The 22,157-nt window shown below is 62.5% G+C and carries 19 protein-coding genes and 2 pseudogenes; 11 read left to right on the top strand and 10 right to left on the bottom strand.

Annotation, left to right across the window (positions count from 1 at the left end; translation table 11 throughout):
- Positions 1-5 precede the first annotated feature (5 nt).
- Entirely contained in the window at positions 6-659 is a 654-nt protein-coding gene (locus HBO12_RS06875) for an alginate O-acetyltransferase AlgF (RefSeq protein WP_169954553.1), read from the top strand.
- Positions 660-844: 185 nt separating this feature from the next.
- Positions 845-2,296 carry a mannose-1-phosphate guanylyltransferase/mannose-6-phosphate isomerase gene (locus HBO12_RS06870; RefSeq protein ID WP_170041772.1) on the top strand — a complete coding sequence of 484 codons (1,452 nt, stop codon included), beginning with the start codon at positions 845-847 and terminating at the stop codon, positions 2,294-2,296.
- 111 nt (positions 2,297-2,407) lie between these two features.
- Here the strand turns inward: HBO12_RS06870 and HBO12_RS06865 are convergent, their stop codons facing one another.
- On the bottom strand, positions 2,408-5,146 hold the full coding sequence (locus tag HBO12_RS06865) for a dermonecrotic toxin domain-containing protein (RefSeq protein ID WP_170041771.1): 2,739 nt from the start codon (positions 5,144-5,146) through the stop codon (positions 2,408-2,410).
- A gap of 203 nt (positions 5,147-5,349) precedes the next feature.
- On the opposite strand from HBO12_RS06865, the gene HBO12_RS06860 reads away from it, so the two are divergent.
- A complete protein-coding gene (locus HBO12_RS06860) occupies positions 5,350-5,814 on the top strand; it encodes a multidrug transporter (RefSeq protein WP_169954556.1) in 465 nt (154 codons plus the stop codon).
- A gap of 20 nt (positions 5,815-5,834) precedes the next feature.
- A complete protein-coding gene (locus HBO12_RS06855; protein ID WP_169954557.1) occupies positions 5,835-6,647 on the top strand; it encodes an SDR family oxidoreductase in 813 nt (270 codons plus the stop codon).
- 41 nt (positions 6,648-6,688) lie between these two features.
- On the opposite strand, the gene HBO12_RS06850 is transcribed toward HBO12_RS06855, so the two are convergent.
- Positions 6,689-7,543 (bottom strand): LysR family transcriptional regulator, encoded by an 855-nt coding sequence (locus HBO12_RS06850; RefSeq protein ID WP_170041770.1) that lies wholly within the window; start codon positions 7,541-7,543, stop codon positions 6,689-6,691.
- Between the two features lie 110 nt (positions 7,544-7,653).
- Between HBO12_RS06850 and HBO12_RS06845 the strand changes: the two genes are divergently transcribed.
- Together HBO12_RS06845 and HBO12_RS06840 are read left to right on the top strand one after the other, a co-directional pair.
- Positions 7,654-8,841 carry an MFS transporter gene (locus tag HBO12_RS06845; protein WP_170041769.1) on the top strand — a complete coding sequence of 396 codons (1,188 nt, stop codon included), beginning with the start codon at positions 7,654-7,656 and terminating at the stop codon, positions 8,839-8,841.
- On the top strand, positions 8,841-9,245 hold the full coding sequence (locus tag HBO12_RS06840; protein WP_169954570.1) for a DUF4440 domain-containing protein: 405 nt from the start codon (positions 8,841-8,843) through the stop codon (positions 9,243-9,245). Before HBO12_RS06845 ends, HBO12_RS06840 begins: the two co-directional genes overlap by 1 nt.
- Positions 9,246-9,345: 100 nt before the next feature.
- Here the strand turns inward: HBO12_RS06840 and HBO12_RS06835 are convergent, their stop codons facing one another.
- Genes HBO12_RS06835 through HBO12_RS06820 form a run of 4 tightly spaced genes read right to left on the bottom strand, consistent with a single transcriptional unit; the run spans position 9,346 to position 14,113 of the window.
- Positions 9,346-10,206, bottom strand: a complete 861-nt coding sequence (locus HBO12_RS06835; protein ID WP_170041768.1) for an efflux RND transporter periplasmic adaptor subunit — start codon at positions 10,204-10,206, stop codon at positions 9,346-9,348.
- A 10-nt stretch (positions 10,207-10,216) separates the two neighbouring features.
- A complete protein-coding gene (locus tag HBO12_RS06830) occupies positions 10,217-10,417 on the bottom strand; it encodes a DUF1656 domain-containing protein (RefSeq protein ID WP_029297878.1) in 201 nt (66 codons plus the stop codon).
- Complete coding sequence (locus HBO12_RS06825) at positions 10,407-12,590, bottom strand: FUSC family protein (RefSeq protein ID WP_169954561.1); 2,184 nt, start codon at positions 12,588-12,590, stop codon at positions 10,407-10,409. Before HBO12_RS06825 ends, HBO12_RS06830 begins: the two co-directional genes overlap by 11 nt.
- Before the next feature lie 11 nt (positions 12,591-12,601).
- On the bottom strand, positions 12,602-14,113 hold the full coding sequence (locus HBO12_RS06820; RefSeq protein WP_170041767.1) for an efflux transporter outer membrane subunit: 1,512 nt from the start codon (positions 14,111-14,113) through the stop codon (positions 12,602-12,604).
- Positions 14,114-14,294: 181 nt separating this feature from the next.
- Here HBO12_RS06820 and HBO12_RS06815 point away from each other — a divergent pair, with 181 nt between their 5' ends.
- The 5 genes from HBO12_RS06815 to HBO12_RS06795 all read left to right on the top strand — a co-directional run bounded on the left by HBO12_RS06815 (position 14,295) and on the right by HBO12_RS06795 (position 18,813).
- Positions 14,295-15,263 carry a LysR family transcriptional regulator gene (locus tag HBO12_RS06815; RefSeq protein WP_169954563.1) on the top strand — a complete coding sequence of 323 codons (969 nt, stop codon included), beginning with the start codon at positions 14,295-14,297 and terminating at the stop codon, positions 15,261-15,263.
- Between the two features lie 236 nt (positions 15,264-15,499).
- On the top strand, positions 15,500-16,474 hold the full coding sequence (locus HBO12_RS06810) for a 2-hydroxyacid dehydrogenase (RefSeq protein ID WP_170041766.1): 975 nt from the start codon (positions 15,500-15,502) through the stop codon (positions 16,472-16,474).
- A 98-nt stretch (positions 16,475-16,572) separates the two neighbouring features.
- Positions 16,573-17,475, top strand: coding sequence for a chemotaxis protein CheV (locus tag HBO12_RS06805; protein WP_057438202.1), 903 nt, complete (start codon positions 16,573-16,575; stop codon positions 17,473-17,475).
- A 3-nt stretch (positions 17,476-17,478) separates the two neighbouring features.
- Entirely contained in the window at positions 17,479-17,961 is a 483-nt protein-coding gene (locus tag HBO12_RS06800; RefSeq protein ID WP_170041765.1) for a GNAT family N-acetyltransferase, read from the top strand.
- A gap of 108 nt (positions 17,962-18,069) precedes the next feature.
- Complete coding sequence (locus HBO12_RS06795; RefSeq protein WP_170041764.1) at positions 18,070-18,813, top strand: YkgJ family cysteine cluster protein; 744 nt, start codon at positions 18,070-18,072, stop codon at positions 18,811-18,813.
- A 71-nt stretch (positions 18,814-18,884) separates the two neighbouring features.
- On the opposite strand, the pseudogene HBO12_RS28695 reads toward HBO12_RS06795, so the two are convergent.
- The 4 genes and pseudogenes from HBO12_RS28695 to HBO12_RS06780 form a co-directional block, all read right to left on the bottom strand.
- Positions 18,885-19,877, bottom strand: a pseudogene (locus HBO12_RS28695) (methyl-accepting chemotaxis protein); the annotation flags it as partial.
- Between the two features lie 300 nt (positions 19,878-20,177).
- A pseudogene (locus tag HBO12_RS28690) lies at positions 20,178-20,459 on the bottom strand (PAS domain-containing protein); the annotation flags it as partial.
- A gap of 97 nt (positions 20,460-20,556) precedes the next feature.
- On the bottom strand, positions 20,557-21,765 hold the full coding sequence (locus HBO12_RS06785; protein WP_170041762.1) for a transporter substrate-binding domain-containing protein: 1,209 nt from the start codon (positions 21,763-21,765) through the stop codon (positions 20,557-20,559).
- 138 nt (positions 21,766-21,903) lie between these two features.
- Positions 21,904-22,137 (bottom strand): hypothetical protein, encoded by a 234-nt coding sequence (locus HBO12_RS06780; protein ID WP_057438192.1) that lies wholly within the window; start codon positions 22,135-22,137, stop codon positions 21,904-21,906.
- Positions 22,138-22,157 lie beyond the last annotated feature (20 nt).

The raw sequence follows: 22,157 nt of genomic DNA, 5'->3' as shown, positions 1-22,157 counted from the left end.
CTCACATGACTTTCACTACTAATCCGCGTCGTCTCGCCAAGACCCTGGCCCTGGCTGCCGGCATGAGCTTCGTATCCATGTCCGTCTTCGCCGGTGACGCCGCCCTCTACGGCCCCGTTGCGCCAAAGGGCTCCAGCTTCGTGCGCCTGTTCAACGCCAGCAACCAGGAAGTCAGCGCCAGCGTCGGCAACACTGCGTTGAGCGATGTGGCACCGCTGGCCAGCAGCGACTTCAGCTTCCTGCCGGGCGGCGACTATAGCGCCAAGGTCGGTAGCCAGAACGTCACGGTCAAGCTGGCCGCCGATCACTACTACACCCTGGTCAACAGCAGCACTGGCCAGCCGCAACTGATCGAAGAACCGCCGTTCAAGAACAAGCAGAAATCCCTGGTGCGCGTGCAAAACCTCAGCGACAAGGCCCTGACCCTCAAGACCGCCGACGGCAAGACCGACGTGGTCAAGGCCGTGGCCGCCAAGGGCCGTGGCGAGCGCGAGATCAACCCGGTGAAGGTCAGCCTGGCGCTGTACGACGGCGACAAGAAGGTTGGCGACGTGAAGCCGGTGGCCCTGGAACGTGGTGAGGCGGCGGTGCTGTATGTCACCGGCTCCGGCAGCAACCTGTCGCCAGTGTGGGTCAAGCGCCCCGTGTCGACCCGTTGATGATTTCCCTGAGTTGAGACGCCCCCTTGTGGGAGCTGGCTTGCCAGCGATGGCGGTCTTGAAGGCGCTATCGCAGGCAAGCCAGCTCCCACACTGTCCGCGTGTCGACTCAGGACCGAGACAAAAACAAGAGTGAAACGACAAACCTTCGTAGCTCTGACCCAAATCGATTCAAGGAGAAACACATGATCCCAGTAATCCTTTCCGGTGGTAGCGGCTCACGTCTTTGGCCGCTTTCCCGTAAACAGTTCCCTAAACAGTTCCTCGCCCTGACCGGCGAGCACACGCTGTTCCAGCAAACCCTGGAGCGCCTGGTGTTCGAAGGCATGGACGCACCGATCATCGTCTGCAACAAAGACCACCGTTTTATCGTCAATGAGCAGTTGAGCGCGCGCAAGCTGGAGAACCAGCGCATCCTGATGGAACCGTTCGGGCGCAACACCGCGCCGGCCGTGGCCCTGACCGCGATGATGCTGGTCAACGAAGGCCGCGACGAGCTGATGCTGGTCCTGCCTGCCGACCACGTACTGGACGATCAAAAAGCCCTGCAACGCGCCCTGGCCCTGGCCACCGTGGCCGCCGAGCGTGGCGAGATGGTGCTGTTCGGCGTGCCGGCCACCCGCCCGGAAACCGGTTACGGCTACATCAAGTCCACCAACGATTCACTGCTGCCCGAAGGTGTCAGCCGCGTGCAGCAGTTCGTCGAAAAACCCGATGAAAAACGCGCCGTCGAGTTCGTCAAGAGCGGCGGTTACTTCTGGAACAGCGGCATGTTCCTGTTTCGCGCCAGCCGCTTCCTCGAAGAGCTGAAAAAGCACGACCCGGACATCTACGACACCTGCGTGCTGACCCTGGAGCGCAGCGAACACACCGCCGACACCGTGACCTTCGACGAAGCTACCTTCGCCTGCTGCCCGGACAATTCCATCGACTACGCGGTGATGGAAAAAACCCAGCGCGCCTGCGTGGTGCCGCTAAGTGCCGGCTGGAGCGACGTGGGTTGCTGGGCTTCGCTGTGGGCGGTCAACGACAAGGACGCCAACGGCAACGTGACCAAGGGCGACGTGGTGATCCAGGACAGCAAGAACTGCATGATCCACGGCAACGGCAAGCTGGTATCGGTGATTGGCCTGGAAAACATCGTGGTGGTGGAAACCAAGGACGCGATGATGATTGCCCACAAGGACAAGGTCCAGGGCGTCAAGCAGATGGTCAACACCCTCAACGAACAGGGGCGCAGCGAGACCCAGAACCACTGCGAGGTGTACCGCCCGTGGGGCTCCTACGACTCGGTGGACATGGGCGGGCGTTTCCAGGTCAAGCACATCTCGGTCAAGCCCGGCGCGTGCCTGTCGCTACAGATGCACCACCACCGCGCCGAACACTGGATCGTGGTCAGCGGCACCGCCGAAGTGACCTGCGACGAAAACGTGTTCCTGCTCTGCGAGAACCAGTCCACCTACATCCCGATTGCCTCGGTGCATCGCTTGCGCAACCCGGGCAAGATCCCGTTGGAGATCATCGAAGTGCAATCGGGCAGTTACCTGGGCGAGGACGATATCGAGCGGTTTGAAGATATCTACGGGCGCTCGACCCCGATCGAGCGTGGCGTTTCGGTAAAAACCATCGCGCAGTAATACCGCAGAACAAAAAGCCCTCGCCCGGCCCATTGCGTCCCCTATCCGCAGTGGGTTGAGTGGGGGCTTTTTCTGAGTGCGGCATTGATCACCCTCCCAGGGTGGCAGCCTTCATTGGAAATAGTCCTTGAACGTGTTCGTCCCCAGATACAGGAAGTTCGACGGCGTCAGCTTGATTTCCTTGGGCATTTTAAGCTCAACAAACGGACTGCCTGCGGTGACCGGGCCTAGGTCCGTGGGCGCCTGCTCAGAGCTGAATATCACCATATAGTCGCCACTGCCCACGTAGCGTTCATTGCCTAGGAACAGCAGGTTCTCAACGTTTTCACTGTTGAATTGCTGGCCTGGAGGGTTAACGTACACCCCGCCCTTGGAACCAGCGCGCCGTTCACCACGCGCCAGATCGTTGATACTGTGCTCGCGGGCAATGGCTTCTGAACCTGCCTTGCTGGTGTAGTGAATGTAAACGGGCTTGCCGTTGTAGGTGCCCGAGTCGACGATCGATTGCCAATCCTGATGATTGACCAATGCTTGATTCGCCGCTGAGCTTGATGCCAGCGGGCCGGACCCGGCCGGGCGTTCTCGGGAAGCGTTGACACCCTTGGCTTGTTTGTTCCCCCCAAGCATCCTGCTCGAACGCCATTCGCCATTCGCCCCCGCTTCGACGGTCAGTACGGGTTTACCCGTCAAAGGGTCAACAATCTGGACGTAACCGTCACTGAGTTTGAAATCACTTTTGATCTCATACGTATTGGCAATACCTGACTGATCGGTGTAACGGATAAACCACCGATCGGCTCCCGCCTCGTCCTTGAATTGATAAATCCCTTTGCTATTGAGGGTGCTCCTGGCGAGCAATGCCTCGCCATCCGCGACGACATAGGCGCTCAGATTGCCCGCTTGTGACGGTCGCAACAGATTGGGCACATCGACACCCGCGTTGGCGAGTTCAAGGACTGCCGGCTCTTCAGTGGGCAGTGCAAAGGGGTCTTCGGCTGCCGAGCCGGTACCCACGGAAGAGAACAAGGTGTTGAGCATTGCGTCGAACGTCTTCGACGCCCCATCACGGCGCTCGGCCTGGGTGTCGCCCGACGCCTCCTTTTCGCTGCCCAGTACAATTTCCGTGAGGCCTGCGACCACGGCGGCAGCGGCGACCGGTGCGCCCAACGGCGCCAGTTTGAGCAGCAATTGTGCTCCGACCGAGATGTCGTTGAGCCAGGTGTCACGCGTGACTTGGCTGTTGGATTTGATCGCGGTGTCTGCATCGTTGTTCATGCGCTGCTGGCTCAGGTCCGCCATGTGGCTGAACACATCGCCCTTGATCGCGAAGTTGCCGCGGTCAATGACGCTGCCCTCCTGATCGCTGACACTTGCCGTACCGAGGTACTCCAACGTGGTATCCAGGCCATCTTTGGGACGGATATCAGGCACCAGGGAGCTCAGCGGTACTATTGCGTTGAGCAAGGTGCTGCCAAATCCCCCGGTATCGCTGTTCTGCCGATCAGCCAGGGAAAAGTGCGACTCCAGGGCGGTGCGCGACTGGGGCGTCCTGGCCTGCTCGCTGACCCACTGATCCATTTTTTCCAGCGAGGCGAACTTGAGAAAAGCCGGCTGGGCATCAGGGATATAGAGAATCTGCACGCCATCCAGCCGACCGTTGACATATTTTGGGGAGCCCTCCCCGGGTAGGGTAAAACGCACAATGTCACTGGATTGAAAACCATTGATATCGAAGGTATGGACCTGGACGTCGCCACTTACCGGGGATTTCGCCTGCAGCTTGTCGACGGTCAGGGGCTGGTCTTCAGCCAATGCCTCACCGGTAACAGCCTTCATCAGCCGTTGATAGTCGCTGTGGGTGAACTCATGCTCGGCCGGCTGCAGCGCTCGCTCAGCCGGTAGCCTGGCCTCCTGGGCCTTGAGTTGCTCGCCGGCCTTATAGATGAATATGCCTTTCTGAACGGTGCGGTAGTCGTCGGCGTGGTCTTTCCAGAAGCTGTGGATTTTTTCGGACATGCTCGTCTGGAAATCGGACTTCCACAGGGCCTTCATGAAGTCCGAAGGCTTCAGGGGGATTTGGTTATGAGCACCGTAGCCGGCTTTTTGGCTTTGCCCGGGGCCGTCTTTATACAAACCTGCTTCCGAGTCCAGAGTGCCGGGAATCCCGTCGTGCTCGGAAAAGTTCTTCAATACCGCGTCGGTCAACGTGATGGATGAAGTGGGCTCTTCCTTCAAGTGTTCCCAACCGGTAACGGTGGCCGCAGATTGTGATGCGTCAAACCGATTCAAATAGGTCTTGTCGGCGTCCACATGGGTTCCGGTCAACTGGAACACAATAGCTTGCGCCAGCTTTTTGGCTTCTTGGCGCACATCGGGAAATGCCACCGCGGTATCCAGCGCAATGGACTTGAACTTGGCTTTCTCCAGATTGGCCCTGGCCACCTGCTCGGTAATGACTGCGTAGGCATTGGAGGTGGCTGTGGGCTCTAGGGACGATACGGTCTGCCTGAGTTGGCTGAGCTCTTCGCGGTTTTGCGGAACGCTCCAGCCATTGGCGGTGATGTATTGCGCAAGGCTGATGTGTAGGGTCGGGCCTGAGTGTGGCGCATCCGGCGCCAGGTGGATCTTGGCCGTCTGCAAGGCTGGAAAAATCCGCTCATTGGATATACGGCCCGTGGTAATGCCTTGCTCCAGGCCGGCCAGTGTCAGGATCAGCGAATTACGGTGGTCCAGGTCACTGCTGCCGGAGGGTGATTGGGTATTGGATGCAGGTTTTGTTGGACTGCTCTCTTGGGTGGCATCGACGAGGTGGTAAGCGGGAGGAGAGAAGTTTCGTATGGGAAAGCTCATGGGGTGTGTGCTCCGCACGTCTATAGAAGACCGCAGATCAACGGTTGTCGCTCTGTGGCTGTATATATTTAAGTGAGGCGAACGCCGCCCATGATTCCAGCGCCAAGGTATCGGGGCGTGTCCGTGTGCGGGCAACCGCAACCCGATAGGCAACCGCCTGCTGTCAACGGTACGATGGTTCACCTATCCGCGAGGCTGCCCCCATGTTCTTCGGTGTTCTACTGATCATCACCTGGCTGATCCTGCTGCTGCGCTACCCGGCCAGGGCGTTGCCGGTATCCCTCGCCGCCGCTGTGGGCCTGGGCTGCGTGGCGATGTGGGTGGTCTGGCTGGACAATCGCGAAGCCGCGCAACTGGCGCGCCTGGAGCTGCGCATCAGCTACGCCCCCGAGCAGTGCCCCGCCGACCGCCCCTTGCAGCTCAAGCTGAACAACGGCAACGACGTCCCCCTGACCGAACTGCGCTGGCGCGTCGGCGCCTATGCGCCGGGTGATACGGTGAACCTGGCTGATAACGTCTATGCTGCCCCGCGCTATCGCGGCCCCGGCGAGCTGCAGGCCGGCGCCACCTGGGAAGATTGCCTGCCGGTGCCGCCACTGCGCCCCGGCTACCGCCCGCAAACCCTGGAGTTTCGCGCCGAACACCTGCAAGGCAGCTTCTCCGACTAACAACCGCACAGGATTGATCCATGCCCAACGTGCTTATCACCGGTTGCTCCAGCGGCATTGGCCGGGCCCTGGCCGATGCCTTCAAAACCGCCGGCTACAACGTATGGGCCAGCGCCCGCCGCCCCGAAGACGTCGCCGCACTCACAACTGCCGGCTTGCAGGCCGTGCAACTGGACGTCAACGATGGCGCGGCCCTGGCGCAACTGGCTGGACAGGTAGGCGAGCTGGATGTGTTGATCAACAACGCCGGCTACGGCGCCATGGGCCCGCTGCTCGACGGTGGCACCGAGGCCATGCAGCGCCAGTTCGAGACCAACGTGTTCGCCATCGTCGGCGTGACCCAGGCGCTGTTCCCCGCCCTGCGCGCACGCAAAGGGCTGGTGGTGAATATCGGCAGTGTGTCCGGGGTGCTGGTCACGCCATTTGCCGGCGCCTACTGCGCTTCCAAGGCCGCCGTGCATGCCTTGAGCGACGCGTTGCGCATGGAGCTCGCACCGTTTGGCGTGCGGGTCATGGAAGTGCAGCCGGGGGCGATCAACACCCACTTTGCCAAGAACGCCGGCACCCAGGCCGAACTGCTGATCAATGAACAATCGCCATGGTGGCCACTGCGCGAAAACATCCGCGCCCGCTCCCAGGCCTCCCAGGACAAACCGACCCCGGCCAGCGTGCTTGCAGCGGATGTGCTCAAGGCCGTGCAACAGGGTCAACCACCCCGCCTGCTGCGCTCGGGCAATGGCAGCCGGGCGTTGCCCTTGATGGCGGCGCTGCTGCCCAAAGGGTTGTTGGAGAAGGTGTTGAAGAAGCGCTTCGGGCTCAGTGGAGCGCTTTGATCATTGTGGCGAGCGGGCTTGCCCTCTGCACAGGGGCTTCGCTATTTCATGAAATCAATAAACGCCCGCACCTTCAGCGGTAAATGCCGCGTGTCCGGATACAGCGCATACACCCCCTGGGGCGCGAAGCGATGATCCGGCAACAGGCGTACCAGCCGCCCCGCGTCCAGATCCGCCTGCACCAGCCACTGCGGCAGGACTGCCACGCCATGGCCGCGCACGGCAAATGCCTGCAGCACGGCAGCACTGTCAACCACCAGCGCACTGGGGCACGAGCGATATTGATGCTCGCCACCTGCCGGGTCGGTCACGCTCAACTCGGTCAAGCGGCCATGCCCCAGCTTGGGCAGTTGTTCCAGTTCATCCAGCGTTTGGGCGGTACCCAAACCAGGCGCCGCGACGGCAAATACCTGGTAAGTGGATAACTGCACCGCACGATGATTGGAGTCCACCAGGCGCCCCAGCCGGATCGCCACGTCAAACCTTTCGGAGATCAGGTCGGCATGGGTCGAGGATGTGGATAAGTGGATGTTGAGGTCCGGGTGCAGGCGGCGAAAACCTTCCACTGCGGGCGCGACCACCGCCAGCGCATATTCAACAGTCGTGGTGATGCGCAACGTGCCCTTGAGCTGGGCGTGTTCAGAGCGTGCCTCTTCCACCGCCAGCCGTGCTTCTTCGAGCATGCGTGTACAACGCAGGTAGAAACGTTCACCGGCATCGGTGAGCGCCAGTTGGCGGGTACTGCGGGTGAGCAGGGTGACGCCCAGTTCGGCTTCCAAACGTTTGAGATTGAAGCTGACCACCGCGCGGGTCTGGCCCAGCAGATCGGCGGCGGCCGTCAGCGAGCCGGCCTCGACCACGGCCTTGAAAGTGTCGAATCGGTCCAGGCTAACCATGGCCACCGCTCCCTTTGTCAAAATATTTTTGACAAACTAACAGGCAAACCCGTGTATCCCAAGCTCTGCGACCGGCCTACCCTGCCAGCCTCAAACGCTGGATCACCCCTATGACCTACCGCTCGAAAGTCGCCTGGATCTTTTTACTGGGGTTCGCCCTGGACCTGGTGAACATGTTTGTCGCCACGGTCGCCTACCCGGATATCGCCCACGAACTGCAGGCCTCGGTCACGCAATTGGCGTGGATCAGCAACGCGTACCTGCTCGGCCTGACCCTGATTATCCCGCTGAGCGTCTGGCTCGCCGCAGTGCTGGGCGAGCGGCGGTTGATCGCCGCGAGCCTGGGGCTGTTTGGCATGGCATCGGTGCTGGTGGGCCAGGCCGAATCGATCCAGGCCTTGATCGGCTGGCGGCTGTTGCAAGGCTTGGGGGGCGGATTGCTGATACCGGTGGGCCAGGCCTTGGCGTACCGACACTTTGCCCCTGGGCAGCGTCACCAACTGACGGCCCGAGTGATGTCGGTGGCGCTGCTGGTGCCGGCGCTCTCCCCGGCGCTGGGCGGCTTGCTGGTGGACACGGTGTCGTGGCGCTGGATTTTCTACGCCAACCTGCCATTGGCCCTCCTGACCCTGCTGCTGGCACTGCTGTGGATAAAACCCGATGTGCCCGCCACCACGCGACCGGCCCTGGCTTTGGGGAGTCTGTTCAACCAGATCTGCCACCCGATGCTGCGAGTGGCGATGCTGGTGTATCTGTTCATCCCCGGCGTATTTATCGGCACCAGCCTGGTCGCCATCCTCTACCTGCGAGACCTTGGATACGACGCGACACGCACCGGGGCCTTGATGCTGCCGTGGGCCCTGGCTTCGGCCCTGGCCATCTACCTGAGCAAGCAGTGGTTCAGTCGGTGCGGGCCCAAGCCATTGCTGCTGGCCGGCATGGCCTTGCAATGCGCCGGCATCCTGCTGCTCAATGCGGCCCAACCCGCCCTGCTGGTGGGCGCCTATGCCCTGATGGGCCTGGGTGGCAGCCTGTGCAGCAGCACCGCGCAGACCCTGGCCTTTCTGGATATTCCTGCCGAACGCATGGGCCACGCCAGCGCGCTGTGGAATATCAATCGGCAAGTGAGCTTTTGCCTGGGTGCAGCGGCACTCAGCGCCGTGCTATCGGCCTCGGATTCCTTCACCATGACCTTCTTGATTGCGGCAGCCCTGACACTGCTGCCGCTCTTGGCAGTGCCAAGCCTGGATACCTCCAGGGTTCGCGCACTGCTTCACCCTGCCTGCGAGCCTCAATGATGATTGATTACAGCGACTTTTTTGAAGAAGTGATCCAGACCCACATCGAGATCGAGCAATGGTTTGCCGGCACAGCCCCCGAAGGCACCCTGCAGAACCTGCTGGCGCGCTTCTCCCCCGAGTTCAGCATGATCGCCCCCGCCACCGGCGCACGGGTCAATACCGCCGGGGTCAAGGCCCTGTTCACGCGCCTGGGTGGTATGCGGCCCGGCTTGAAGATCACCCTCAGTGAACTGGCGGGCATCGACCGCCATGCACGCGGGGCCACGGTGACCTACCGCGAACACCAGATCGATGCCAGCGGCACGCAAACGGACCGCCGCGCCACCGTGGTGTTCGAGAAGCAGGCCAGCGGCGCGCTGCTGTGGCGGCACCTGCACGAGACCTATATCCAGGGCCAATAACCCTCCCCTGTAGGAGCCGGCTTGCCGGCGATAACGGTGTGTCAGTCAACTGGTGGATGGCTGACAGGCCGCTATCGCCGGCAAGCCAACGCCTACGAGTTTAGTGTTGTGCCTGGTTGACGATCACCGTGCAGGTGATCCCCGCCGCCAACAACACACCCTGCGGCACTTCATCAATATGAATGCGCACCGGCACTCGCTGGGCCAGGCGTACCCAGTTGAAGGTCGGGTTCACGTCGGCGATCAGCTCGCGGCTCTCGGGGTTGTCGCGATCGTAGATGCCACGGGAGATGCTTTCTACGTGGCCCTTGAGGGTCTCGCCGCTCATCAGTTGCATGTCGGCTTTATCACCGACCTTCACATGGGGCAGCTTGGTTTCTTCGAAGAAGCCGTAGACCCAGAACGAGTTCATATCGACTACGGCCATCTTGGCTTCGCCAATGCGCGCGTAGTCGCCGCGATGCACGTTGAGGTTGGTGACATAGCCGTCTACGGCCGCCAGCACTTGCGTGCGTTTCAAATTCAGCTCTGCCGCTTCCAGTTGCGCCAGGGCATGTTGGTAGTCGGCCAGGGCCGAGTCGGCGATGTTGCTGGCGTCGTCGCGGTTCTCTTTGGAGATCACCAGGGCGTCGAGGTCGGCGCGGCGGTGGGCGTTGACCTTGCGCATCTCCCAGGTGGCTTTGCGTGAGGCAACCAAAGATTGCGCCTGCTTGACCGCGATGCGGTAGTGCTCGGGGTCGATCTGCATCAGCAGGTCGCCCTTTTTCACCAACTGGTTGTCACGCACCGGCACGTCCACCACTTCGCCGGTGACGTCGGCGGCCACGTTGATGATGTCGGCGCGCACCCGGCCATCGCGGGTCCATGGGGTCTGCATGTAATGGACCCATAGGGTACGGCCAATCCAGATCGCCAGGGCCAACACCAGCAGGGTTGCGAGCAGGCTGAAAAACTTTTTCATCGGGGCATTCTCAACGGTAGACGGTCAGCGCCATGGCGCCGAAAAGACAGGTGAACAGGCTCAGGCGCAGCAGCGCCGGGTGCCAGAAAAAACGGTACAGGTCAAAGCCTGCGAGGAACCGATCCAGGGCCCAGGCCAGTCCCGCAGCGATGAAGAACATCAGGGTCATGGTCGGCATGTAGATGCCGTGGAACGCGATTTCACGAGGCATGGGCGACTCCGGAAGGCTTGAAGGCAGCCAGGGGCGATTGCGGGTCCAGCAGGGAGGTGCGGATAAAGTGCAGGTAGCTTTTCACCCGGCGCAGGGCCGAGGTATCGAAGTGGGGGGCGAAGGGTTCGTCGGTGGCCTGCACGCGGCTGATGGCGTGATCGACCGCCACCAGCGCGCGCTCCAGGTTGCTCTGGCTCGGTTGCAAAAACAGCCGCACCAGCGAGCGCCCCATCACCCGGATTGCCTGGCGCCAGGGCTGGGATTGGGCATAGGCCGGGTGCACCGGCAGGATCGCCTGTTCCTTGCGCAATTCGATGATCGCGTGGCCGACCTCCAGCACCACGAACATCCAGCGCAACAGGTTGCGTTGCACCAGGGGCTGGCCGGCGGCCAGGCCGTAGGCCTGGTGCAGCAGGTCGCGGGTGCGGCTTTCAAAACCCGAGGCCAGGCCCTTGAGCTTGCCGCTGATGGCATATACCACTTGCTCGCGCAGGTCGCGCTCCAGGCGGCGCCACAGCCACGGGCTGTTGGGCGGCAGGATGATCGCCCCGGCCGCTGCACACACCAGCATGCCGATGATCATGGCGATGTAGTCGTTGATAAAGGTGTAGGGGTTGTAGATCGTCAGGTTATCCGGCACCGAACCGGTGCTGAAGAAAATCAGCAAGCCAAGGCCAACCCCGGCGTATTGCGGGCGCGACGAGAGGAACGCGCCGAGCACAATTACCGGGGCGAGCATCACGCAGAGCAAGGGAAAGCCGTCGATCCAGGGAAACACGAAGAACATTTCGACAAACCCCACCAGCGCGCCGATCAAGGTCCCACAGGCCATCTGGAAGGCCATGCGCTTGGGGTTTGGCGTGGCGGCCGACAGGCCCACGGTGGCCGCGGCAATCAAGGTCATGGTCGCGCCACTGGGCCAGGCCGTGGCCACCCAGTAACTGCCCAGTACCAGCAGAATGAATGACGCGCGAATCCCCGAGGCAGCGCAGGCCAGCCAGTTGGTTTTCGGGGTGTAGGGCTCGTCCCAATGCTCGCGTTCGTGGCTGTGCTCGGCCAGGGAGGCGTGGGTCTGCGCGTAGTTGTGCAGGTCATCGACAAAGCGGTACAGCAGCTCATAAGCGGTGTGGAAATCCAACTGCTCGGCATCGCTGGGGCTGCTCTCCTGGAACATCGCCCGCAGGCTGCGGACCTTGGCCGGCAGGCTCTCCTTGTAGGCCGTCAGTTGGCTCACCAGGCGCGCAGCATCGGGGCTGGTCAAGGCGCGCCCGCTGAAGCCATCGAGCAATTCGGCCAGGTCCTGCAGGCCGGGCTTGATCGCGGCCACCACATGGTCGGCGGCATCGCTGCGCAGGCGCTCAAGCAACTGGTGCAGGGCGTTGAACCGGGTGGTGATGCCCATGAATTCGCTGTTCAAGCGACTGAGCCGGCCATTGCGCCGACGCATATGCGGGTCTTCGAATACGGTGACGCTGCGCAGCCCTTCCAGGCCCACGGCTTCGGCGATAAAGCGCACGTTGCTGCTTTCAAAACCTTCACGCTGGCTGCGCCCGCGCAGGCCATCGGTGACAAACAACGCAAAGGTGCCGAAGCGCTGGTACAAGGCGTTGCGCATCGCCGCGCTGCTGGTTTGCGGCAGGATCGCGGCACTGACCAAGGTCGCACACAGAATCCCCAGGGAGATTTCCAGCACCCGCCATACCGCCGCCATAAAGGCGCCGTCCGGGTGGGCGAGCGCCGGCAGGCCGACCATCGCCGCCGTATACCCGGCCAGTACAAAACCATAGGCGCGAAAGTTACGGTTGCGGGTCGCGCCAGCCGTACACACGCCAACCCAGATCGCCAGCGCGCCAAGGAACAGCTCGGTGTTTTGCGCAAACAGGGCGATCAGCAACACCATCACCGCCGACCCCGCCAGGGTGCCGAGGAAGCGGTAGAAACTCTTGGCAAACACCTGGCCGCTTTGCGGTTGCATCACGATAAACACGGTGATCATCGCGGTACGCGGTTGCGGCAGTTCCAGGCGCATGGCCAGCCACAGGGTGAGGAACGCGGCGATCAGTACTTTGAAGATATACACCCAGGTCACGCCGTCACTGCGCGCCCAGTCGAAAAAGCCACGGCGCCATTCCAGGGAATGCAGCCAACGCAGCGGTGCAGGCAAGGGAGTCATGGGCAACCTGATCAGTGATCGAACACGGCCAAGGCCGCCGGGGTCTTGCTCGGGAGTGTCTTATCGGGTGCCGGCCCATCGCTGCCCGCGCCAAGGCCGCCGCCCAGGGCGGTCACCAGTTCGGCATGGGCGCTCAAGCGCGCGGCCTGGACCTGTTGCTCGACCTGTTGCTGGCGAAACAGCAGGGTCTGGGCATTGAGCACATTGAGGTAATCGGTCAGCCCGCGCTGGTAGGCGATCATGGCGATGTCATAGGTTTTCTGCGCCGAGGCCACCGACTCGACGGCGAAGGTTTGCTGCTTGGCCATGGATTCACGGCGGATCAGTTGGTCGCTGATGCCCTTGAGCGCATTGACCAGGGTCTGGTTGTAGCGGGCCACGGCAATATCGTAGCCGGCGCTGGCCGCGCCCAATTGCGCGCGCAGGCGGCCACCGTCGAAGATCGGCAGGGTGATCGCCGGGCCGACGCTGTAGTTGAGCTTCTTGCCGGCGAGAAACTCCAGCATGCCGCCGCCGGTGGCGACGTAGCCGAGGCTGCCCACCAGGTCGACATTGGGATAGAAGCCGGCGTGGGCCACGTCGATGCCCCGGGCCTGGGCCGCGACTTGCCAGCGGCTGGCAACCACGTCCGGGCGCTGGCCGAGCAATTGCGCGGGCAGTGCCGAGGGCAATTTCAATGGTGCGCCGAGAGCCAGGGTTGGCCGCTGCAATCTCGCACCCTCCCCCGGGCCCTTGCCGGCCAGGGCGGCCAGTTGGTTGCGGGTCAGGGCGATTTCTTCGTCGAGGGCGTCCAGTTGCCGATGGGTTTCGGGCAACGGCGTCTGGGCCTGGCTGACTTCAAAGTGCGTGCCGATCCCACCCTCCAGGCGCTTTTGCGCCAGGTCGAGGATCTGCTGTTGCTGGGCCAGGGTGGCGGCGACGATATCGCGCTGGGCGTAATGCAGCGACAGCTGGATATAGGCGCGCACCACGTTGTTCTGCAGCTCCAACTGGGCCTGGCGCGCCTGGGCGACACTCCGATGCGCCAGGTCGAGGGCGCGCTCGCTGGCATTGCGCTCGCGGCCCCACAGGTCGAGGGCGTAGCTCAGGCCCAGGGCAGCGTTGTTGTCCCAAGTGGTGGAATTGTCCAGTTTACCGGGGCCGTAGAACTGATCGCTGGGCCAGTTGTGGCGCTTGAGGGTGGCGTCGCCGTTGATCTGCACGGCCTCGGCCGACTCGGCCAACCCAGCCATGGCCCGCGCTTCACGCACCCGGGCGGCGGTTTCGGCGATGCTTGGGCTGCCTTGTACGGCAAGATCGATCCAACGGTCGAGTTGCGGGTCGCCATAGGCCTGCCACCACTGGCTGGTCGGCCAGTGGGCATCCCGGGCGGCGCTCTGGATCGCGTCGTCGGTGGCCAGGGTATTGGCGGCGAGGTGCTTGCCTTGGGGGGCAATCCCTCCGGTTCCGATGCAGCCGCTGATTGCTAACGATAAAGCCCAAACACTGAGAGTCTTCAGCTCTCTGCTGATGCGACGCGGCACTGCTGCGAATTCCTGAGGTGGTGGTGCGGGGACGGTGCGGCAATTCTAGGGGGCGCGGGGAATGGCGATAAGGTGGGATTCCTGTGAATCTTTGTTACCGTTCAGGCGATAATCCATTGGTAGGGATCACTGGTAGTCGTAACTTTCTGTCACAATTTGTCATCTCCCTTGAGAGCACCCCATGGACACTTTGCAAAACATGCGCGCCTTCAGTTGTGTCGCCGAGGCCGGCAGCTTCACCGCCGCCGCCGTACAACTGGACACCACCACGGCCAACGTCTCGCGCGCGGTCTCCAATCTGGAGGCCCATCTGCAAACCCGCTTGCTCAACCGCACCACCCGCCGCATCGCCTTGACCGAGGCCGGCAAGCGCTATTTATTACGCTGCGAGCAAATCCTCGCCTATGTCGAGGAAGCCGAGGCCGAGGCCAGCGACGCCCACGCGCGCCCCGCCGGGCAGCTCAAAGTGCATACCATGACCGGCATCGGCCAGCATTTCGTGATTGATGCGATTGCCCGCTATCGCCGCACCCACCCCGACGTGACCTTCGACCTGACCCTGGCCAACCGCGTGCCAGACCTGCTGGACGAGGGTTATGACGTGTCCATCGTGCTCGCCAGCGAGCTGCCGGACTCGGGGTTTGTCTCCCAGCGCCTGGGGATCACCTACAGCATCGTCTGTGCCTCGCCGGCCTACGTTAAAGCCAATGGTTGCGCGCAGCGGCCCAGTGACCTGCTCAACCATGCCTGCCTGCGCCTGGTCAGCCCGGTGATCCAGTTGGACAAATGGGCCTTCAACGGCCCGGACGGCCAGGAAAGCGTGAGCATCAACAGCTCGCCGTTCCTGGTGAACTCCGCCGACGCGATGAAAACCGCGATCATCAGCGGCATGGGCGTCGGCCTGCTGCCGGTGTACGCGGCCATCGAGGGCCTGCGCAACGGCACCCTGGTGCGGATGATGCCGACGTATCGCTCCCAGGAGCTGAACCTGTACGCCATCTACCCGTCGCGCCAGTACCTGGATGCGAAGATCAAGACCTGGGTGGAGTACCTGCGCGGCTCGCTGCCGGAGATCCTCGCGGCGCACCAGGCGGAACTCGCGGCGTATGAGTTGAGCGGCAGTTTGGGTGGGGTGCGGCTGGGTAGCTGATTTAGAAAACGGACTCCCAACTATTGGAGATCCCCTGTGGGAGCGGGCTTGTCGGGTCGCCGCATCGCCGCGATAGCGGTATATCAGTGCCAGATGTAGTGCCTGACACACCGCTATCGCGGCGATGCGGCGACCCGACAAGCCCGCTCCCACATTGGTGATGCGGTGTCCTGACAAGTGTGGGCAGGAATGTTAGCGTGCTTGGCATTCTTCCCCGTCGATGAGCCTCACTTGCGATGAAAAAGACTGTCCTCGCCTTCAGCCGTGTCACCCCCCAGATGATCGAACGCCTGCAACAGGACTTCGAGGTCATCGTCCCCAACCCCAAGCAGGGCGATATCAACGCGCAGTTCAATGAAGCCCTGCCCCACGCCCACGGCCTGATCGGCGTCGGCCGCAAGCTGGGCCGGGCGCAGCTCGAAGGGGCGAACAAGCTGCAAGTGGTGTCCAGCGTCTCTGTGGGTTACGACAACTACGACGTGGACTACTTCAACGAACGCGGGATCATGCTCACCAACACCCCCGATGTGTTGACCGAAAGCACCGCCGACCTGGCCTTTGCCCTGCTGATGAGCAGCGCCCGCCGTGTGGCCGAGCTGGACGCCTGGACCAAGGCCGGGCAGTGGAAAGCCAGCGTCGGCGCGCCGTTGTTTGGCTGTGATGTACACGGCAAGACCCTGGGTATCGTCGGCATGGGCAATATCGGCGCAGCCATCGCCCGCCGTGGGCGCCTGGGCTTCAATATGCCGATTATCTACAGCGGCAACAGCCGCAAGACCGCGCTGGAACAAGAGCTGGGCGCGCAGTTGCGCAGCCTGGACCAGTTGCTGGCCGAGGCAGATTTCGTGTGCCTGGTGGTGCCGTTGAGTGAAAAGACCAAGCACCTGATCAGCCATCGCGAATTGGCCCTGATGAAATCCAGTGCAATCTTGGTGAACATCTCCCGTGGCCCGGTGGTAGACGAACCCGCGCTGATCGAAGCCCTGCAAACCCAGCGCATTCGCGGCGCCGGGCTGGATGTGTATGAGCGCGAGCCCCTGGCCGAGTCGCCGCTGTTCCAACTGAGCAATGCGGTGACCTTGCCGCATATCGGTTCGGCCACCCATGAAACCCGTGAAGCCATGGCCAACCGTGCCCTGGACAACCTGCGCAGCGCACTGCTGGGCCAGCGCCCGCAGGACCTGGTGAACCCGCAGGTGTGGAAAGGCTGATCGGCATTGTAGGGGCCGGCCAGCCAGCCCCTACAGTTTTTGGCGCGAACGTCGATAACCCGCTATAGATTGTTATCGCTGATCCACAGAAGGTTTTTATGTCCACCACCAAAGCCCGCGCAGATTCACTCTCGCTTCTGCTCTTTACCTTGCGCAGCGGCAAGCTGATGGCCATCAACCTGCTGAAAGTCAGCGAAATCATTCCCTGCCCGCCGCTGACCAAGCTGCCGGAGTCCCACCCGCACGTCAAAGGCATCGCCACCCTGCGTGGCGCGGCCTTGTCGGTGATCGACCTCAGCCGCGCGCTGGGCGAGATGCCCCTGCAAGACCCCGACGGCGGTTGCCTGATTGTCACCGATGTCAGCCGTTCCAAGCAGGGCCTGCATGTGCAGGCGGTGAGCCGGATCGTGCATTGCCTGACCACCGATATCCGTCCGCCGCCCTTTGGCTCTGGCGGCACGCGCTCGTTTATCACCGGCGTGACCCAGGTGGATGGGGTGCTGGTGCAGGTGCTGGACATCGAAAAAGTCATCCACGCCATTGCCCCCGCGCAGATTGAAGTGGCGCCGACTGACCTGACCATGGAAGAAGCCGAAGTGCTCGGCCATGCACGCATCCTGGTGGTGGACGACAGCCAGGTAGCCCTGCAGCAATCGGTGCACACCCTGCGCAACCTCGGCCTGACCTGCCACACCGCACGCAGCGCCAAAGAGGCCATCGACGTGCTGCTGGAACTGCAAGGCAGCGCCGGGCAGATCAATGTGGTGGTGTCTGACATCGAAATGTCGGAAATGGACGGCTACGCCCTCACCCGCACCTTGCGCGAAACCCCGGACTTCCAGGACCTCTACGTGCTGTTGCACACCTCCCTGGACAGCGCGATGAACAGCGAAAAAGCCCGCCTGGCGGGTGCCGACTCGGTACTGACGAAGTTTTCGTCACCCGAGCTGACCAAATGCCTGGTGGTCGCCGCCCAGACCGTGGCGCAAAAAGGCCTGTAAATAGTGACAGCGTATTACCAACTGCTACGCCGCGACCTCACCGGCAGCCTGCCTGCACCGCAGTGGCCAGCCGACACCCACCTGGATCATTACCGCCCTGCACTGGCCCCGGCGATCCATGCGGTATTGCGCATGACCCAGGAACAGGGCGGCGGCCGCGTGGCCAACCTGGAGGCCTGGCAGCAGCAATTTCTCAGCGACGCAGAGTTCGACCCCACGCTGTGCCTGGTAGCAAGTAACGCCGAGGGCATTCTTGGCGTGGCCCAATGCTGGACCAGTGCCTTTATCCATCACCTCAGCGTCCACCCCTGCGCCCAGGGCCAGGGGCTGGGTCGTGCCTTGTTGCTGCACAGCTTCCAGGTGTTCAAGCAGCGCGGCGAACCTTATGTGGACCTCAAGGTGTTGGAGAGCAATCTGCGCGCACGCCAGTTGTATGAACGTGCCGGCATGGTGTTTGTGCTGCGCGACGTGGTCAGCGAGGGCTGAGCGGCACTGGCGCATAACTTGCTTCCAGAGTCTCTGAACGGCGGATAGAGGTAAAAACCCGTCACCGTTCAAGAGAGCCCTCTGACCTGGCCTGGTAGCAGATCCTCCATGAATACCCATTTTTCCTGCGTTGGTTGCGGTAAATGCTGCACCGACCATCATGTACCCCTGACCCTCGACGAAGCCCGCCAGTGGGCGGCGGACGGCGGCAATGTCATCGTGCTGGTGGAAGGTTTCCTGGGCAATGGCCTGGGCCTGCCTGTGCAACAACGCGAGCATGCCGAACGGCGTTCGGTGGTGGTGCCCAGCGGCAATACCCAGGCGTTCGTGGCGATCACCTTTGCCGCTTACAACGCCGGGCGCTGCCGGAATCTTGACGAAGACAACCGCTGCGGCATCTATGAACGGCGGCCGCTGGTCTGTCGTATCTACCCGATGGAGATCAATCCGCATATCCCGCTGAACCCGGCCGCCAAGGATTGCCCGCCGCAATCCTGGGAACAGGGCCCGGCACTGATCGTCGGCGGCGAGCTGATGGACCGGGAACTGGCCGAGCTGATCCACCGCTCACGCCAGGCTGACCGTGACGATGTACAGACCAAGGAGGCGGTGTGCGCCCTGCTGGGTATTCGCACCACGGCGCTCAAGGGCGATGGTTTTACCGCGTACCTGCCGGACATGGGCGCCTTTGCCCAGGCCATAGCGCTGGCGGTGGAGCAACCGGCCATGGCCAATGAGTGGGTGTTTCATGTGTCCGGGATGGACATTGCCGAACAGTTGCTGGATGCCGGGGCGCAGATCGCCACCGAAGTGCCGGCCAACTATGCGTTTATCTCGCTGCGCGCTGCCTGAACCTTTTGGGAGCCGGCTTGCCGGCGATGGCGTGCGCGAAATCGCCATTGCCGGCAAGCCGGTTGCGAAGATTAGCGGCGTTTGCCCCAGAACTCTTCAGCCAGCCGCCGCAGGTCCTCCGCCAGGGCCGCTACGTCGCCCGAGCTGAGCTGGCTCTGTTGGCCGGCGCTGACGGTGGCCTCGCCGGCATCGCGAATGCCGACAATATTGCGATTGATGTCCTCGCTCACCGCGCTCTGTTCCTCCACCGCCGTGGCAATCTGCACGCTCATGGCGGTGATCTGGTTGACCCGCTGGCTGATGCCATCCAGGGCCGACGCCGCGCGCTGGGCATGCTCGACGCTGACTTCGACGTGCTGGCTGCTTTGCTCCATCGCCATCACCGCATCGCGGGCGCCGCCCTGCAGGGTGCTGATCATGCGCTGGATTTCATTGGTCGATTGCTGGGTGCGCTGGGCCAGGCCGCGGACTTCATCTGCCACCACCGCAAAGCCACGGCCCTGCTCGCCCGCCCGCGCCGCCTCGATGGCCGCGTTGAGGGCCAGCAGGTTGGTCTGCTCGGCAATCGCCCGGATCACCTCCAGTACGCTGGAGATATCCCCGCTGTGGCTTTCCAATTGATGGATCACACTGGTGGCCCTGGCCAGCTCCTGGGACAGGCGCAGCACCGCATCACGGCTTTCGTCCACCCGCTGATGGCCTTCGCGGGTCTCGCTGCCGGCCTGGTCGGCCGCTTTCGAGGCTTGCTGGGCATGGTTGGCGACTTGCGCCACGCTGGCCGCCATCTCCTGGATCGCGGTGGCCACCTGGTCGGTCTGGGTCTGCTGGCCCAGGGTGCTGGCGTGGCTGCTGTCCAGTTGCTGGACCAGGGCGGCGGCATGCCCGGATAAACGCTGCGATGCATCGCCAATCCGGCCGACCACCGCGCCCACCTGGGCTTCGAGCATCTGCATGGCAAATTCGATTTGCCCCAGCTCATCGGCACGCCCGGTGTAGATCGCCTGGCTGACGGGGTTATCGGCAATCTGCCGGGCCCGCTCGCTCAATTGCCTCAAAGGGCGCAACAACAGGTTGATACCCAATACCCCCGCTGCGCCCACCGCAGCCAGGCCCAGCACCTGCAAGGCCCACGAGTAGCTCGCCAACCCGGCCCCCACTCCCCAGGTCAGGGCGCAGGTTGCACCGGTGACCAGCGACAACTTCATGGGCATCTCCAGCACTGGCCGCAAGCGCCGACTACCCGCGCGCAGGCGGGCGTAAGCGCGCTCCGCCGCCATCACCCGCCGCGCATCGGGCTTGGTGCGTACCGACTGGTATTCCACCGCGACACCGTCGCGCGTGACCGGCGAGGCATAGGCGCTGACCCAATAGTGATCGCCGTTCTTGCAGCGATTTTTCACCATGCCCATCCACGAGCGGCCGCTTTTGAGGGTCTGCCACATATGGGCAAAGGCCGCCGACGGCATGTCCGGGTGACGCAGCAGGTTATGTGGCGCGCCCAGCAATTCCTCGCGGTTGTAGCCGCTGACGTCGATAAAGTCCTGGTTGGCGTAGGTAATCGAACTGCCTAAGTCAGTGGTCGAAAGGATGTTGGCGTCTGAGGCAATGTCAACACTTCGACCCGTGACCGGGAGATTGATCTTCATGGAAAGCGCGCTCGGGGGTTATTGAGGGAGTCGGCAGGGGCACCGACTCTAAGCGCACCGGTTGAGCAAATACTGATCCAGCTCATGTTCCACGCATTTAGTTGGCTACCGCTGCCTCCGGCTCGCGGTACTCCTCGGTCAGGGCCACGCACTCCAGCGCCACCCGCGCGCTGCGCGGTAAGCGGCGCACCGCCAGTACGCTGCGGGCGGGCAACCGGCTACGGTCGAAGTAGCCCAGGTACACCTCGTTGACCAGGGCCAGGTCATCCAGGTCGGCCAGCATCAAGGTGCACTTGACCACCCGGTCCAACGACGAATGATGACGCTCCAACAGGTCGTGCAGGGTCTTCATCACCTGCTTCATCTGCGCGCCAGTGCCACCCTTCACCGGGTTGCCGCGAACATCCAGCCCCGCAATATTGGAAATGTACAGCGTGTTGCCAACCCGTACTGCCTCGGAAAAAGGCAGCGCAATTTCAGTGGGGTAAAAGTGTGGTCCGTCGCCCTCCGGCGCCGCTGCCGTCTCGGGCTCCTCCTGCAGATAGCGCTGGAGAATGCGCTGGTGCTCGCCGCTCTGCTTGAGCTGCTCCAGCGCCCGGTTGAGGTCACCGCGCAATTGCGGGTCGGACTTGCGCACACCGATGGCCACGGCGGTGCCCATCTGTTGGCCGGTGACCGGCCGGCCGACAAAATCAAATGGCTGCCCCTGCTCGGTGTCGAGCAGCTCCTGGCGGATTTCGGTGGTGCCTTGCAGCGTCGCGTCGATATCACCGGCCACCAGGCTGCGGATTAACTGGTCGTTGAGCCAGTAGCTCTTGATGATCACGCCCGCCGGCGCCCATTGCGCCAGGGCAAAGGCTTCGCGATTGCTGCCGGTAAGTACTCCCACGCGCTTGCCCTTGAGGGCACGCACCGTGGGCAGCAGGCCGGAATACTTGCGGGCTACCAGGTGTGTGGTGAGGGGGTACAGGTCGTCGGTAAAGTCGATCAACTGCCGGCGCTGGGGGGTTGAAGCCATGCCCATGATTGCATCGAAACGCCGGCTTTCCAGGGCGTCGATGCTAAGGGTGAAAATCTGGTCGACCCAGGTGCAACGGGCGTCGAGCTGGGCGCACAGGGCATTGCCCAACTCGATGTTCAGGCCTACCAACTGGCCTTGGGCATCGCGGCTTTCATAGGGGGGAAACAGTGGGGAGATTGCGAAGCGGATTTCGCTGCGCGCTGCAGCAGCTGTCGCTGCGCCTATAAACAAACCACCCGACAGCAGCGACCCAACGGATAAAACGAAGATCTTTGCCAAAGCCATGAAGAAGTCCCTTTCTTGAAAGACCCGCTCCCTCAACCGGTACTTCTGCCAACCAGACGCGGCGAAGGGGAATCGAGAAAGCTTTCAAGAAAAGGTCATGGGCCGACAAGGCGAAAAGTCAGCAAGAGCTGTAGGCAGTCAGCGTTTGCCCATCGAACGACGGGTGCCCGGCGGCGCCATGCCGGGGGTCTTGGTGTGGCCGTTCTTCGCGCCGTTTTTGTACCACGGCTGATTGCTGTCTTTCGCCCCGGCCAGTTCACCCGGTTTGAAAGGGAACTTGAAGGCCGGGATCACCGGTTTGGCTTCACTGTCGAGGCTGTCTGGATCAGCGAGTTCGGCGCTTTCAACAGGCGGTTGTGTCGGGGAATTCATGGAAGCTCCGGGGCGTGCAA

The sequence above is a fragment of the Pseudomonas sp. WS 5059 genome (assembly GCF_012985525.1).
Taxonomy (GTDB): Bacteria; Pseudomonadota; Gammaproteobacteria; order Pseudomonadales; family Pseudomonadaceae; genus Aquipseudomonas.
The sequence above is the reverse complement of the archived record's forward strand: the minus strand, read 5'-3'. Positions and strand labels throughout refer to the sequence as shown.

Excerpts from the sequence above, each read along its gene's own strand:
- HBO12_RS06875 (WP_169954553.1), top strand. The coding sequence starts at position 6 with ATGACTTTCACTACTAATCCGCGTCGTCTCGCCAAGACCCTGGCCCTG.
- HBO12_RS06870 (WP_170041772.1), top strand. The coding sequence starts at position 845 with ATGATCCCAGTAATCCTTTCCGGTGGTAGCGGCTCACGTCTTTGGCCG.
- HBO12_RS06865 (WP_170041771.1), bottom strand. The coding sequence starts at position 5,146 with ATGAGCTTTCCCATACGAAACTTCTCTCCTCCCGCTTACCACCTCGTC.
- HBO12_RS06860 (WP_169954556.1), top strand. The coding sequence starts at position 5,350 with ATGTTCTTCGGTGTTCTACTGATCATCACCTGGCTGATCCTGCTGCTG.
- HBO12_RS06855 (WP_169954557.1), top strand. The coding sequence starts at position 5,835 with ATGCCCAACGTGCTTATCACCGGTTGCTCCAGCGGCATTGGCCGGGCC.
- HBO12_RS06850 (WP_170041770.1), bottom strand. The coding sequence starts at position 7,543 with ATGGTTAGCCTGGACCGATTCGACACTTTCAAGGCCGTGGTCGAGGCC.
- HBO12_RS06845 (WP_170041769.1), top strand. The coding sequence starts at position 7,654 with ATGACCTACCGCTCGAAAGTCGCCTGGATCTTTTTACTGGGGTTCGCC.
- HBO12_RS06840 (WP_169954570.1), top strand. The coding sequence starts at position 8,841 with ATGATTGATTACAGCGACTTTTTTGAAGAAGTGATCCAGACCCACATC.
- HBO12_RS06835 (WP_170041768.1), bottom strand. The coding sequence starts at position 10,206 with ATGAAAAAGTTTTTCAGCCTGCTCGCAACCCTGCTGGTGTTGGCCCTG.
- HBO12_RS06830 (WP_029297878.1), bottom strand. The coding sequence starts at position 10,417 with ATGCCTCGTGAAATCGCGTTCCACGGCATCTACATGCCGACCATGACC.
- HBO12_RS06825 (WP_169954561.1), bottom strand. The coding sequence starts at position 12,590 with ATGACTCCCTTGCCTGCACCGCTGCGTTGGCTGCATTCCCTGGAATGG.
- HBO12_RS06815 (WP_169954563.1), top strand. The coding sequence starts at position 14,295 with ATGGACACTTTGCAAAACATGCGCGCCTTCAGTTGTGTCGCCGAGGCC.
- HBO12_RS06810 (WP_170041766.1), top strand. The coding sequence starts at position 15,500 with ATGAAAAAGACTGTCCTCGCCTTCAGCCGTGTCACCCCCCAGATGATC.
- HBO12_RS06805 (WP_057438202.1), top strand. The coding sequence starts at position 16,573 with ATGTCCACCACCAAAGCCCGCGCAGATTCACTCTCGCTTCTGCTCTTT.
- HBO12_RS06795 (WP_170041764.1), top strand. The coding sequence starts at position 18,070 with ATGAATACCCATTTTTCCTGCGTTGGTTGCGGTAAATGCTGCACCGAC.
- HBO12_RS06785 (WP_170041762.1), bottom strand. The coding sequence starts at position 21,765 with ATGGCTTTGGCAAAGATCTTCGTTTTATCCGTTGGGTCGCTGCTGTCG.
- HBO12_RS06780 (WP_057438192.1), bottom strand. The coding sequence starts at position 22,137 with ATGAATTCCCCGACACAACCGCCTGTTGAAAGCGCCGAACTCGCTGAT.